This window comes from Terribacillus saccharophilus (genome assembly GCF_046592895.1).
GTDB lineage: Bacteria > Bacillota > Bacilli > Bacillales > Amphibacillaceae > Terribacillus > Terribacillus saccharophilus_D.
This window is the reverse complement of the sequence record NZ_JAWVPU010000001.1, coordinates 244,950-258,338: the sequence shown is the minus strand read 5'-3', so window position 1 is coordinate 258,338 and position 13,389 is coordinate 244,950. Positions and strand designations below refer to the sequence as shown.

Sequence of the window (13,389 nt, the reverse complement as noted above, 5' to 3'; positions counted from 1 at the left end):
TAATCTTGGAGGTATTGCTAGCTTATGAAGATCTTACGCGTAGGAATAGTCGGACTCGGAAGCATTGCACGCAACCGCCATTTGCCGGAACTTGAACAAAATCCAAATACCGAAATCACTGCTGTTTGCGATGTGGTGCCGAGCCGTTCGGAGGAAATCGCCAAAGCGTATCATGCAACAGCGTATACCGAATATGAGGAACTGATCGAGGACCCGCGCATCGATGCCGTCATCGTCTGTGCGGCCAACCATCTGCATGCCCCTGTGTCCATCGCTGCGCTGGAGGCAGGAAAGCATGTGCTTTGCGAGAAGCCGATGGCAACCACTTTGGAAGAAGCAGATGCTATGATTGCAGCACAAAAAGCGAGCGGCAAGCTTTTGCTGATTGCGCATAATCAATGCTTCGTCCCTTCTCATCAAAAAGCGCGGAAGATGATCAAAGACGGCGATCTAGGTAAAATCTACAGCTTTCGCACAACATTCGGGCATGGAGGTCCGGAACAATGGAGCATCGACGGAAAAAACAGCTGGTTTTTCGATAAAGAAAAAGCTTATATCGGCGCATTGGGTGATCTTGGCGTCCATAAATCACATTTGATTGAATTCCTGCTGGATGAACCGATCCAGGAAGTGGCGGCATTCGTCGATACATTGGCTAAGCCGTACGCTGATGTGGATGATAATGCCGTGGCGGTATTGCGTACCAAATCTGGCATCATCGGCACACTTACCGCCAGCTGGTCATATGTGGCCGAAGAAGATAATTCCACAATCATATATGGCGAAAAAGGTGTCATCCGCTTGGAGGACAGCCCGGAATACAGCATGGTTGTCGAATATCACAACGGGGACCGAAGCTACCATTCCCTAGGAGCCATCCAAACGAATGATGCAGAAACACAATCGAATTCCGGTGTTGTGGATGCGTTTGCCAGCTGTGTGCTGAATAATTCGTCCGAGTGTCCAATCACAGCTGAAAAAGGACGGTCTGCACTGGCTGTCATTTTGGCAGCTTTGGATTCCGATAGCGACAAGAAAGTGATCTCCCTTGTACCCGAAACAGTGGAGAAAGGAGAACAAGCATGAAATTAGGCGTTTTTACAGTATTGTTCCAGGAGCTTTCCTTAGAGGATATGCTTGCCCGAGTCAAACAAGCTGGACTAGACACAGTCGAAATCGGTACCGGCGGCTATCCAGGCAATGCGCATTGCCCGATTGATGAGCTGCTGGAGAGCCAGGAAGCACTGAAAAGGTATCAAGCTACTTTCGAGAAATTCGGCGTGACAATCGGTGCTTTCAGCTGCCACGGGAACCCGATTTCACCTGACAAGGCATTCGCTGAAGAATCGGATTGGCTTTTGCGCAAGACAATCAAGCTTGCAAGCAAAATGGGCGTCCCGGTCGTAAACTGCTTTTCCGGGGTAGCCGGATCGGAAGAGAGCGCCACAAAGCCGAACTGGCCGGTTACAGCTTGGCCAACGGAATACGCTGATGTGCTGAATTGGCAGTGGGAGAAAAAGCTTGTTCCTTATTGGAAAGAACTTGGCGCTTTTGCCGAAGAGCATAATATCAAGATTGCGCTGGAATTGCACGGCGGCTTTCTTGTCCACACGCCTTACACGATGCTCAAGCTGCGCGAGCTGACCAGCGATGCAATCGGCGCCAACTTCGACCCGAGTCATATGTGGTGGCAGGGAATCGACCCGACTGCAGCCATCAAGATTCTCGGAAAAGCTGGAGCCATCCATCACTTCCATGCCAAAGATACCTTCATCGACCAAGATAATGTCAACATGTACGGTTTGACCGATATGCAGCCGTACAGCAACATCAAACAGCGTTCCTGGAATTTCCGGACCGTCGGGCTGGGGCACGGACTGGAAGAATGGAATAAAATGATCAGTGCACTGCGCACCTACGATTATGATTATGTCGTCAGCATCGAGCATGAAGACTCCCTGATGTCGATTGAAGAAGGCTTCCAGCGAGCTGTCGATAATTTGAAGAATGTCGTGATAAGTGAACCGGCTACTACGATGTGGTGGACATGAAATGGAGAGCACCTGCCTTGAAGGCGGGTGCTTTTTTTAATGAGGGTACGTCATTGTGCCAGTACGGTGGTGACAATTTGCTTATGCGATTACGTTCTTACCCTTTCAGGAAAAAATATGTAAAATATCCTTACAAAACACTTCATGAAATTTAATTTTAGTAATATAATCCAAATATGAAGTAAAATTTTATAAAAGGGCAGGTGATCAGACTTTGAATGGCGGGTTGACGCTGCTTCGAGAAAGCTTACTTTCGATTAAGCCTTCTGAAAAAAATGCGGCAAACTACATACTAGCGCATCCGGCGGAAGTGGTGAAGCTTTCAGTACAAGAGCTGGCAGCGAAAAGCGGATCCAGTGAGGCGGCGGTTATTCGTCTTTGCAAATCAATCGGGGTGACGGGGTACCGGGAGTTGAAGCTGAAGATAGCTGGTGATTTACAAAATGTAAGCGGTAACAATGATGTCTTTAATGAAATCAAACCAGATGATACAGTTACGCAATTAATGGAAGCTATTGCCGATAAGCATATTCGGTCGATCAGTCAGACGATGAAAATTAATGAAGCAGCGGCAATCGAGCAGGCGGTATCGATGATTTCCCGAGCAAGAAAAATTGATTTCTATGGAGTAGGCGCGTCCTATCTTGTAGCGCAGGATGGAGAGCAGAAATTCGGCCGGATTGGTAAATGGTGCACGGCGTACAGTGATGCGCACCAGCAGCTGGCATCGGCGGCTAATCTGACATTTGGCGATGTTGCTTTCGCAATAAGTTACTCCGGGGAAACGGAACAGCTGCTGCCTGTCTTGAAGCAGGCGAAAGAAACGGGAGCAACGACGATTGCCTTGACGAAGCTTGGACAGAATCGACTTCAGGAATTCGCTGATATACAGCTGTTCACGGTAGCGAAAGAAGCTCGGATCCGAAGTGCAGCTACAAGTTCCCGGATCGTCCAAATGTACTTGATGGATATCATTTACACAGCAGTGGCGGGACTGGATTATGAGCATACAATCGAGGCACTGGAAAAATCGCGGCAGGCAATTCAGCAAGCATTCCAAACAGAGCAAAAGTGAGGGGAAACAATGCTAGATAAACTGATGACTGAAAAACGCAACCAAAGTACGATGAAGCTGGATCAGCTTTCCACGAAGGAAGTGCTGCAGCTGATGAATAAGGAAGATCGGACTGTACCGGACGCAGTTGAAGCAGCACTGCCGGGGATTGAAGCTGCGGTGAAGCAGGTGATAGCTACGTTTCAGGCTGGAGGAAGACTGATTTATACAGGTGCAGGTACCAGTGGCAGGCTTGGTATTTTGGATGCGGTGGAATGTCCGCCGACTTTCAGTACACCAGATGATATGGTGCGGGGATTGCTGGCAGGAGGGATGACTGCTTTCCGCAAAGCGAAGGAAGGAGCCGAAGATGACCCCGAGCTTGGGGCAAGAGAGCTGGAGGAAATCAACTTATCAGCAAAAGACACTGTGATTGGTATTGCGGCAAGCGGCAGGACTCCCTATGTGATCGGCGCACTTGATTACGCAGTCGCAGTAGGGGCGTCAACAGTGAGTGTTGCCTGCAATAAAGGAGCGTTAATATCCAAGCATGCGAAAATCAGCATTGAATTGGAAACAGGTCCTGAAATACTGACAGGCTCAACTAGACTGAAAGCCGGGACAGCTCAAAAGCTGGTGTTGAATATGATATCCACAGCCAGCATGGTGGGAGTCGGTAAAGTGTATAAAAATTTGATGGTCGATGTAAAGCCAACGAATGACAAACTGCAGGAACGTGCCAAGCGAATCATCATGGAAGCGACAGGTGCGAACTATGAAGCGGCAGAGAAGGTTTTTGAACAATCAGGCGGCCAAGTCAAAACAGCGATTGTCATGCTGCTGCTTGATAGTACAAAGGAGGAAGCAGAGGCGAAACTGCAGGAAGCGGGAGGATTTGTCCGGACAGCGATAAAAGCATAAAGAGGAGGAATCGTGATGGCGAAGATGAAACAAATGGCAGAAGATATACTCCGTGAAGTTGGCGGGGAACAGAACGTCGTTTCTTTGACACATTGCATGACGAGGGTCCGTTTGCGCGTGAAAGATGATACACAGGTCAACTTTGATCAATTGAAACGAGTCGATGGGGTCATGGGTGTGGTCGCGGATGATACAATCCAAATCGTGGTCGGTCCAGGCACTGTCAATAAAGTTTCGGATATAATCAGTCAGATCACCGGGCTTGGTGTCGGGGAAGAGGCGGCAGAAATCGATAACTTGACCTTTGAAGAAAAAGCCCAGTTAAAACGGGAGAATATGAAGGAAAAGAATAAAACGCCGATCAAGTTTCTACTAAAACGTATCGGCAATATTTTCATTCCGCTTATTCCGGGTCTGATCGCCTCGGGTATCATCAATGGCGGTGTAAGCTTTGCTATCAATGCTGGTGCAGATGATAAGCTGGCTATCATCCAGATTCTGCAGCTGATCGGCGGGAGTTTGTTCAGTTTCCTGGCTATCCTGGTCGGCTGGAATACAGCGAAGGAATTCGGCGGTTCTCCGGTGCTCGGTGCCATCGCAGGTATGATCCTTTTCAATCCGGCACTAGCGAATATCACGCTATTCGGTGAAGCGCTTGTTCCAGGCCGGGGCGGTCTGTTCGGTGTCATCTTTGCGGCGTGGCTGATGAGCTTCATGGAAAAGCGCATCAGAAAAATCATGCCTAACAGCATTGATATCATTTTTACTCCTATTTTAACTGTTCTGTTTGTCGGTGTCGCTTCACTGATTGTCATCATGCCGGTTGCCGGTGTGCTTTCGGATGGTATCACTTCCGGAATCAACGCCATTCTTGATGTCGGCGGTGTTGTAGCGGGTGCTTTGCTTGCTGGATTTTTCCTTCCGCTCGTCATGGTCGGCCTGCATCATGGTTTGACTCCGATTCACATGGAACTGATTCAGACATTCACCTTTACGGCATTGCTACCAGTATTGGCGATGGCAGGAGGAGGGCAGGTCGGAGCTTCGATTGCCGTATTCGTCAAAACGCGTAATAAGCGCTTGCGAAATATCATCAAAGGTGCCTTGCCAGCTGGTTTCCTTGGTATTGGCGAACCGTTATTGTACGGTGTGACCTTGCCGCTCGGACGTCCGTTTTTGACAGCATCGCTTGGAGCAGCGGTCGGGGGAGCCACACAGGCCTTATTTGCAACAGGCGCAACATCAATAGGTGTTTCCGGTCTTTCCCTGACACCACTCATCGCAGAAGGGAAATACCTGCAATACTTGATTGGTATTTTTGTCGCTTACATCGCCGGTTTCTTGTTTACTTACTTCTTTGGGTTTAAGGAAGATATGGCAAAGGATATATAATTATCAGGGCGTCTTGATGACGCCTTTTTACATAGGAGGGATGGGGTTGTTAGGGATATCTGTGTATTTGCAGGAATCAATAGAGGAAGAAAATATCAGGAGATTTCATGAAGCAGGCTTTCGGAGCTTATTCACATCACTTCACATCCCGGAGGAAGATGCATCTGCATACCGAACAAAACTGCAGCTTCTCGGTTCGATTGCTTCTGGTCTGGACATGGAATTGATTGCTGATATTTCGACTGCTTCGATGGAAAAGCTAGGTTTGGATTGGAATTCCGCCGAGATAGTATTGGACTGGGGGGTGACAGGTTTACGGATAGATTATGGTATTGAAGATGATGTGATCATCCGGCTTTCACATAAGATGGAAGTTGCATTGAATGCGAGTACACTGACTGAAGAACATCTGCAAAAATTGATTTCCCGAGGACTGCACACTGACAACACCGAGGTGTGGCACAACTTTTACCCTAGACCGGAAACCGGACTTGCGCGCAGAGATTTCCTGGCAAAAAATCTGCTCTTCCAAACACATGGGCTAAAGGTGCAAGCCTTCGTACCGGGAGACCGTAATCGGAGAGGGCCGCTTCACCTAGGGTTGCCCACATTGGAACGACATCGTACGTATGGAACTTTCGCTGCTTATGCAGAGCTGAAAGCATATAATGTGGATAAGGTCCTGATCGGGGATCCGGATGTGACAGATGAGACACTTATGCAGCTGAAGGAAACGTCCCATACCATTACACTCCGTGCGCGAATCCATGGTGGGATGACAGAAGCACATCATTTACTGGAAAAGGGAACGCATAACCGTCCCGATCGGGCTCGGGATGTAATCCGCTCGGAGGAGTCCAGATTGAGCGGAATATTCCAAGATGTAAAAGTGGAACCGTTCAACTGTATCGAAAGAACAGAGGGGAGTATAACAATCGATAACGATTTGTATATGCGTTACAAAGGTGAAATTCAAATCACGAGAAGAAATTTGCCTCAAGACGATAAAGTGAATGTAATCGGAAAGATTGTACCGGAGGATTTGCCGTTATTGAACTATATCGAAGGCGGCAGTCACTTCAAGATCATATGGACATAAAAAAAAGTAGGCGAGGAAAATCCTCAGCCTACTTTTACTTCTTCTGAACCGCCATTGTTCAAGTACTCTTTATTCAAGTTGAATTTACCTTCCCATTTGGAAACGACGACAACAGCCAGACTGTTACCAACAACGTTTACGACAGTACGTCCCATATCAAGGATACGGTCGATCCCTGCGATGAATGCAAGACCTTCTACCGGTAATCCGACAGAACTCAATGTTGCAAGCAATACGACAAAGCTTGTTCCTGGTACCGCTGCGATACCTTTGGATGTAACGATAAGCAATGCCATGATGCCTAGCTGCTCCCAGATGGTCAAATCGATACCATACATCTGTGCGATGAATAGGGATGCAAGTGCCTGGTACATGGTCGATCCATCCAAGTTGAATGTGTAACCAGTCGGCAATACGAAGGAAACGATGGATTTTGGTGCACCAATACGTTCCATTTTGTACATAACACGCGGCAGTACGGATTCACTGCTGGATGTAGAGAAAGCAAGTATTAGTTCGTCTTTCAATACCTTCAGCATCTTAAACAAGTTGATGCCGGCAAATTTCGCGATCAGCGTGAAAACGACAAGAATGAAAAATGCCATTGCGCCATATGTGACAAGCGCAAGTTTACCTAGTGGTACCAGTGATGAAATACCGAATTTAGAAACGGTGACACCGATAAGGCCAAATACGCCGATTGGTGCAAGTTTCATAACAAGGTTCGTTACCCAGAACATCGTCTGGCTGACCCCTTCAAAGAAGTTCAGGACAGGCTGAGCTTTTTTACCGATTGCAGCTAATCCGACACCGAATATAGCGGAGAAGAATACAATCGCAAGCATATCTCCCTCAGCAATTGCCTGGAAGACGTTAGTCGGGATGATTTCAAGAAGTGTATCGACTACGCTGTGATCTTCTTGTGTTTTCGCAGTTTCTTCATACTGTTCAATGCTTGTTGTTGAAAGCTCGTTACGGTTGACACCATCACCCGGCTGAAAGACGTTCGCAAATATTAGACCGATAGCTAAAGCGATGATTGTTACAATCTCGAAGTATACGAGTGTTTTAACACCAAGTCTCCCAACTGCTTTCCCTTCACCTGTACCAGCAACACCGACGATGATAGAGGCAATGACAAGCGGGATAACGATCATTTTAATTGCACGTAAGAATAAATCGCCAAGAGGCTGTAGAATACTAACGGCAGTTTCATTGCCGTAGAAGATTGCACCAACGATGACACCTAGCACTAGACCAATTAGAATCTGGTAGGCTAGTCCAATTTTAAAACGCTTCATATTGTACCCCCACGTTGTTAGATTATGAATGCATTGTAGTAATAATAGCACAGCATACTAGAATGATGTCAACTTTCCTCACATGAAAAAGAAGACAAAGATGTTTCCTCTGTCAGGAAAATCAGAATAATGTGCATTCATTGGTCATGGAAGCGAGGAATCATGGATTATGACATTCCTGCTTCATTTAGCAAAAAAATGGTTGATAACGACGGACCGATAAAAGCCCTTTCCTTTTTCGCTAATGTGATTGTAAACGCAATACACAGTTGTTGGCAAGAAAAAAGTTGTAAGGCAAAAATAACTTGCTGAATGCAAACAGAATGATAGAATAGATACAGAGTTATAGAAACCTAGTTAAATCAACGTTTTAAAACCTAACAACCAGAATGAGGAATAGGAATATAAAATCTTCAGCTTGGACTTGTCAGACAAAAATGGAGGAAACAGAAACAACATGAAAAAGGAGAAAGTGGCCCATCGCATTGCGGCAGAAATTTTGGAACAAATAGTGGAAGGAGATGTCAAACCAGGAGAGAGGCTGCCGACAGAAATGAAGCTATGTGAAAAATACGGCGTCAGCCGTGCTTCCATCCGGGAAGCATTGAGTGAACTGAAGGCACAAGGCGCCGTCACTTCCAAACAAGGCGGCGGAACGTATGTGGAGCAAGCGTTCCACGGTGAATTCTTCCATCAGGTCATCGTAGACGAATCCAATCAAGCGAGCTTCCGCTATCTTTTTGAAATGCGTAAAATACTGGAACCAGAGGCAGCTATGCTTGCAGCAGAGCGCCGGACAGAGAAAGAACTGGATGAAATGCGGTGTGCGCTTGCATTGATGATGGAAGTGGATGATCCGGAGTCACTTAAAGGGCAGGATGCTGATTTTGCTTTTCATCTTGCGGTCATGAAAGCAACGCATAATCCGGTCATGATCCAGACGTTCGCCAACCTGGACACGGTATATAAAAAAGCGCTGGCATTATCCTTTGAGGAAAGAAGGAACTTGATTCGTAATAAACTCGTCATTCATCGGGAGCATGAGAAGATCTATGAAGCGATTCAAGCTGGGGAAGCAGAGCTTGCACGACTGCAGTGTTTGATTCATCTGCGGAACATCGAGAAGAAGCTTACTCCTGATTTATAATAAAAGAAAACCGAGCAGTCACGGCTGCTCGGTTTTTTCTGTGTCTATAGGTACCGCTGTCCAGACGAAGCGTTCCGGCGCATCCCCGACATAGGAGAATGGGTAGCATGTTGTCACGGTGAGCACTTCATCGGGTGCAGTCGGCACAATGACCGACAAATCATCTTTATCGACGATTTTCGTATTTTCCACTTTATACGTGAAAGAACCATATGGCATCTCGACGACGAATGTATCGCCCACTTTCACTTCCCCCATGTTGCGGAACACGGTGTCGCGGTGGCCGGACAAGACGACTTGGTCATTTTGGAGCGGGTAAGCTGTTCCTTTATAATGACCGACCCCTTTTTCCAGGTCATCTGCATCGGTGCCTTCCACAATCGGCAAATCTGCATCCAGTTTTGGTACATGTAGGACACCGACTACATCACCTTGTCCAGGATCGAAGCTGCTGGCTTCCTCTTTTGCTTGCTCAGGTGTTAGCTTTTCTGCTGCATGTGCTTCGTGGAGCATCGATTTTGCGCTGGAAAGGGAATCTTTTTGTGCTTTGGAAGAAGCGTACCATTCATATCCTCCATAACCCACCAACAAAAGTCCGGCAATGACTAAAATGACAGCGAATTGTTTCATATGTTCTCCTTTGGATAAAGAATGCTTTTATATGATTTCTAATCTTCATTTAATATACATGCTTTTAAATACTATCTGACTTTCATTATATATAAAATATTTTCAGTGTGGAAGCTGTATTCTGTAAAGGTTTAGTAAAGGGAAGTGGCGGCTAAACTGCTCTTAAAGCCATCGTTGTGGTATAATCATTACTTATCCAAAAAAAGGGGGGGAGAAGATGAGCATGAAAAAGTGGGTTTATGCTATACTGCCGCTGGCATGTATCATCATCATTTTCCTATTTTCGGCCACTCCTTATCAGGAACAGGATATCAAGCCAATGCTTGCTTCCCATATAGATTTGAGTCCGCTGGAGCCGTTATTGTCCCCAATTCATTTCACCTATCATGGGCAGGAAGTCAGCGTCCAGGCAGTGGGTATTTATTCCGTAGTGGAATTCTTCATAAGAAAAGGGGCCCATTTCACTGTCTACTTCACTCTTGCAATCCTCGCATTCTTGGCGCTATATAAGGGATTTGGCTTGAAGTATCGTTTGAGCTTGCAATTAGCTTTGGTAGTTTCCATCTTGTATGCATGTTTCGATGAGTTCCATCAAAGCCTCACACCAGACAGGACGCCGTATGTCGGTGATGTGGTGATTGATACGATCGGTGCCTGCGTAGGTCTTTTCGTGGTGATTGTCGGCAGAAATCTGTATCACATGTATTGGAAACGAAAATAACTGCTCCGAAATTCTCATTTTTGGCAAATATAGACATCGTTTTGCAAAAAATGTGGTATAGTTCACTATGTGTCACGTGATTCAGGTTGCGTACATACTGTATTGTATCGATTTGTCAAACGAGGTGACTTAGTGAAAGAGCAGGAAATATACAAAAACATCTTAGTGAAATTGATCTCCCAGACGGAAAACAAACAGATCAATGATACAGATGCCATGATGAAAAAGCTAATTCAAGAACTGCAATCATATCGTGTTGCAAGTAAAGTCTAAAGAGCAGCGAACCGAAAAACGGCGCTGCTCTTTTTGTGTTTTTAGACAATGAATTTAGCTTGTGCTACGCTATTGCTATCACGAACCGAAAGAAGGAATTGTGTCATGGAAGACTTCTTGCTTCGCAATGTCCGTATTTGCTTACCTGAAAGAGAAATGACTGGTTACATCGGTATACATAATGGGAAAATAACAGAAATAGGTGATGGTACGCCGTCGCACAAATATGCCAAGGAGATTGATGGAAGATTTCAATATGCATTGCCTGGTTTCATCGATGGGCACATCCATGGAGCTGACGGTGCGGATACGATGGATGCGACACAGGAGAGTTTGCACCAAATGGCCGCCTTTTTGCCGAATGAGGGAACGACTGCTTTTCTGGCAACGACCATCACACAGGATGACAAGTCTATAGAAGCGGCGCTTGAGCAAGTACGTTTGTTTTCGAATCATACTGGCGAAGCTGAACTCATCGGCGTTCATTTGGAAGGTCCTTTCGTCAACCCGAAAAAAGCAGGGGCACAGCCTCTGGAACATATAAAGAATCCGGATACAGCGTTATTTCGGAAATGGCAGGAACTATCGGGGAATCTCATCAAAGTCGTGACGCTTGCTCCGGAATGTGATGAAGATTATAACCTTACACAGCTGCTCGCTTCTGAACGGATTGTCGCATCGGCGGGACATACGGATGCGCTCTTTGAACAGATGAAAGAAGCTGCCGATCAGGGAATCTCGCAGCTGACGCATCTGTGCAATCAAATGAATGCGATCCATCATCGTGATATAGGTGCTGTGGGTGCAGGATTTTTGTTGTCTTCGCTCAAGTCGGAGCTGATAGCGGATGGCATTCACGTTGCACCGGAAATGCTTCGTCTGATTTACCAGAACGTCGGACCCGAACGGTTGATTCTGATTACCGATTCCCTGCGCGGGAAGGGACTTGCAGACGGGACATATGATCTTGGCGGACAAGCTGTCACAGTGAAAGAAGGCAAGGCGCTGCTGCCGGATGGGACGCTTGCAGGCAGTATGCTGCAAATGAAGGGTGCCATTCGGAATATGGCTGCATATGCAGATGCAACTGTTTTGGATATTGCCAGGATGACGGCAGAAAATCCAGCCAAGCAGTATAATATATATGACCGAAAAGGATCCTTGGAAATAGGGAAAGATGCAGATATCGTCCTGCTCGATGAACAGCTGCTATTGCAAGCTACGTACTGCAGGGGGAATTTAGCTTATCAGAAGGAGAAATGACTATGCTGACAATGGAAAAAGCGAAAGATTATGCAGAGCTGAGTGAAATGGCTGCTGCGCGTATCATCTCGAAACTTAGTACAAAGCCAGACAGCGTATTGGGACTGGCAACCGGTTCAACGCCTGAAGGAATGTATGAAGCATTGATCAAAGCTTATAAGGAAAGAAATGTTTCTTTTGCTGAAGCCGTCACATTCAATTTGGACGAATACGTGGGTCTTGAAAGCAACGATGAAAATAGTTATGCGTATTATATGAATAAGAAATTATTCTCACATATCGATATCTCTCCTGAAAATGCACATCTTCCGAACGGGAAATCGGATGATTTGGACGCTGCATGCGCGGATTATGAGCGTATGATCGAAAATGCTGGAGGCATCGATTTGCAGGTGATCGGCATCGGATTGAATGGACATATCGGATTCAATGAACCTCACACACCATTCGAACAGCGCACACATATCGTAGAGCTGGACGAGACGACCAGAAATGCGAACGCGCGCTTCTTTGCTGATTTGGACAGTGTGCCGAAGCATGCCATCACGATGGGTATCCAAAATATCATGGAAAGCAAAGAATTGCTGCTGCTCGTTGCCGGGGAACAAAAGGCTTCTGTGCTGGAACGGCTAGTGTATGGGGATAAGACGGAAGCATTTCCCGCATCCATCATCAAAGACCATCCAAATGTCACGATCATTGCTGACCAAGGTGCTTTGAGCGGTTTGAAAGCAGCGGATTACCAAACAGGGGATTGATTTCCCGGGTAATATTTTGTCGAAAAAAAAGATGTGTAAAAGTCGCCCTGACTTTTACACATCTTCTTCTATATATTCCTGCCCGCCAAAAGTGATTTCGGCTTGGGCATTCGTCATATCCGTCATATATGCTTGGAACTCTTCTTCCTTACCCGATTCCATGGCCACATGAAGCACGACGCGATCTGCATAATCAATGGAACGCAGTGTATAAGCAGATTGCCGCAATTCGTTTTCGGCTTTGCCGAGCAAAGTATAATCGATATGGACTTCAGCCAGCTGCATCAGCTGCCGTCTGACTATGCCGATTTCATCAATCGATTGAGATGCAGATCCGGAGTAAGCGCGAATCAAGCCGCCTGCACCAAGTTTGATGCCCCCGAAATACCTCGTCACGACAACGGCAGTATCTTTCAACCCCTTCTTTTTCAATACTTCCAAAATCGGGACGCCAGCCGTTCCGCTCGGTTCTCCATCATCACTTGCCTTTTGGATCAAGTCATGTTCGCCGATCATATAGGCAGAACAGTTATGGGTGGCATCTTTATGTTCCTTCTTGATTTTCTGGATGAAACCGATCGCTTCTTCTTCTGTCTCGACTCGCTTCACGTGACCGATGAAACGGGATTTTTGGATGACAATTTCGTGTGAACCTTCCGTTTTTACGGTAAAATAAGTTGTTAGCATCTTGCATTTTACCTCCTTGAGCACTCATTATATAAAGATAGCAGAAAACATGACAAATACACTAGAAAAGTATCTTACAAACCCCATAAACA

General features: G+C 46.3%; 14 protein-coding genes. 11 read left to right on the top strand and 3 right to left on the bottom strand.

Annotated features, from left to right (window positions below):
- The first annotated feature begins 24 nt into the window (after positions 1–24).
- The 6 genes from SFC66_RS01320 (at position 25) to SFC66_RS01295 (ending at position 6,517) form a co-directional block, all read left to right on the top strand.
- A complete protein-coding gene (locus tag SFC66_RS01320; protein WP_411216904.1) occupies positions 25–1,086 on the top strand; it encodes a Gfo/Idh/MocA family protein in 1,062 nt (353 codons plus the stop codon).
- Positions 1,083–2,051 (top strand): sugar phosphate isomerase/epimerase family protein, encoded by a 969-nt coding sequence (locus SFC66_RS01315; RefSeq protein WP_411216903.1) that lies wholly within the window; start codon positions 1,083–1,085, stop codon positions 2,049–2,051. Before SFC66_RS01320 ends, SFC66_RS01315 begins: the two co-directional genes overlap by 4 nt.
- Positions 2,052–2,265: 214 nt before the next feature.
- Positions 2,266–3,126 (top strand): MurR/RpiR family transcriptional regulator, encoded by an 861-nt coding sequence (locus SFC66_RS01310; RefSeq protein WP_411216902.1) that lies wholly within the window; start codon positions 2,266–2,268, stop codon positions 3,124–3,126.
- A 9-nt stretch (positions 3,127–3,135) separates the two neighbouring features.
- The gene (gene murQ / locus SFC66_RS01305) at positions 3,136–4,026 is read left to right on the top strand and encodes an N-acetylmuramic acid 6-phosphate etherase (protein ID WP_411216901.1); all 891 of its coding nucleotides are present in this window, start codon (positions 3,136–3,138) and stop codon (positions 4,024–4,026) included.
- 15 nt (positions 4,027–4,041) lie between these two features.
- Positions 4,042–5,418, top strand: a complete 1,377-nt coding sequence (locus SFC66_RS01300; RefSeq protein WP_411216900.1) for a PTS transporter subunit EIIC — start codon at positions 4,042–4,044, stop codon at positions 5,416–5,418.
- A gap of 46 nt (positions 5,419–5,464) precedes the next feature.
- On the top strand, positions 5,465–6,517 hold the full coding sequence (locus SFC66_RS01295) for a DUF871 domain-containing protein (RefSeq protein ID WP_411216899.1): 1,053 nt from the start codon (positions 5,465–5,467) through the stop codon (positions 6,515–6,517).
- 23 nt (positions 6,518–6,540) lie between these two features.
- Here the strand turns inward: SFC66_RS01295 and SFC66_RS01290 are convergent, their stop codons facing one another.
- Positions 6,541–7,818 carry a cation:dicarboxylate symporter family transporter gene (locus SFC66_RS01290; RefSeq protein ID WP_411216898.1) on the bottom strand — a complete coding sequence of 426 codons (1,278 nt, stop codon included), beginning with the start codon at positions 7,816–7,818 and terminating at the stop codon, positions 6,541–6,543.
- Between the two features lie 457 nt (positions 7,819–8,275).
- On the opposite strand from SFC66_RS01290, the gene SFC66_RS01285 reads away from it, so the two are divergent.
- On the top strand, positions 8,276–8,965 hold the full coding sequence (locus tag SFC66_RS01285) for a FadR/GntR family transcriptional regulator (protein ID WP_411216897.1): 690 nt from the start codon (positions 8,276–8,278) through the stop codon (positions 8,963–8,965).
- Between the two features lie 18 nt (positions 8,966–8,983).
- Here the strand turns inward: SFC66_RS01285 and SFC66_RS01280 are convergent, their stop codons facing one another.
- Complete coding sequence (locus SFC66_RS01280; RefSeq protein WP_411216896.1) at positions 8,984–9,595, bottom strand: class D sortase; 612 nt, start codon at positions 9,593–9,595, stop codon at positions 8,984–8,986.
- 217 nt (positions 9,596–9,812) lie between these two features.
- On the opposite strand from SFC66_RS01280, the gene SFC66_RS01275 reads away from it, so the two are divergent.
- The 4 genes from SFC66_RS01275 (at position 9,813) to nagB (ending at position 12,610) form a co-directional block, all read left to right on the top strand.
- A complete protein-coding gene (locus tag SFC66_RS01275; RefSeq protein ID WP_411216895.1) occupies positions 9,813–10,316 on the top strand; it encodes a VanZ family protein in 504 nt (167 codons plus the stop codon).
- 132 nt (positions 10,317–10,448) lie between these two features.
- Positions 10,449–10,589 carry a hypothetical protein gene (locus SFC66_RS01270; RefSeq protein ID WP_411216894.1) on the top strand — a complete coding sequence of 47 codons (141 nt, stop codon included), beginning with the start codon at positions 10,449–10,451 and terminating at the stop codon, positions 10,587–10,589.
- Positions 10,590–10,694: 105 nt separating this feature from the next.
- Positions 10,695–11,852 carry an N-acetylglucosamine-6-phosphate deacetylase gene (gene nagA / locus SFC66_RS01265; protein WP_411216893.1) on the top strand — a complete coding sequence of 386 codons (1,158 nt, stop codon included), beginning with the start codon at positions 10,695–10,697 and terminating at the stop codon, positions 11,850–11,852.
- 5 nt (positions 11,853–11,857) lie between these two features.
- Positions 11,858–12,610: a glucosamine-6-phosphate deaminase gene (gene nagB, locus SFC66_RS01260; protein WP_411217725.1), complete on the top strand. Its 753-nt coding sequence runs from the start codon at positions 11,858–11,860 to the stop codon at positions 12,608–12,610.
- A 54-nt stretch (positions 12,611–12,664) separates the two neighbouring features.
- On the opposite strand, the gene SFC66_RS01255 is transcribed toward nagB, so the two are convergent.
- Entirely contained in the window at positions 12,665–13,297 is a 633-nt protein-coding gene (locus SFC66_RS01255) for a YigZ family protein (protein ID WP_411216892.1), read from the bottom strand.
- Between the last annotated feature and the right edge of the window lie 92 nt (positions 13,298–13,389).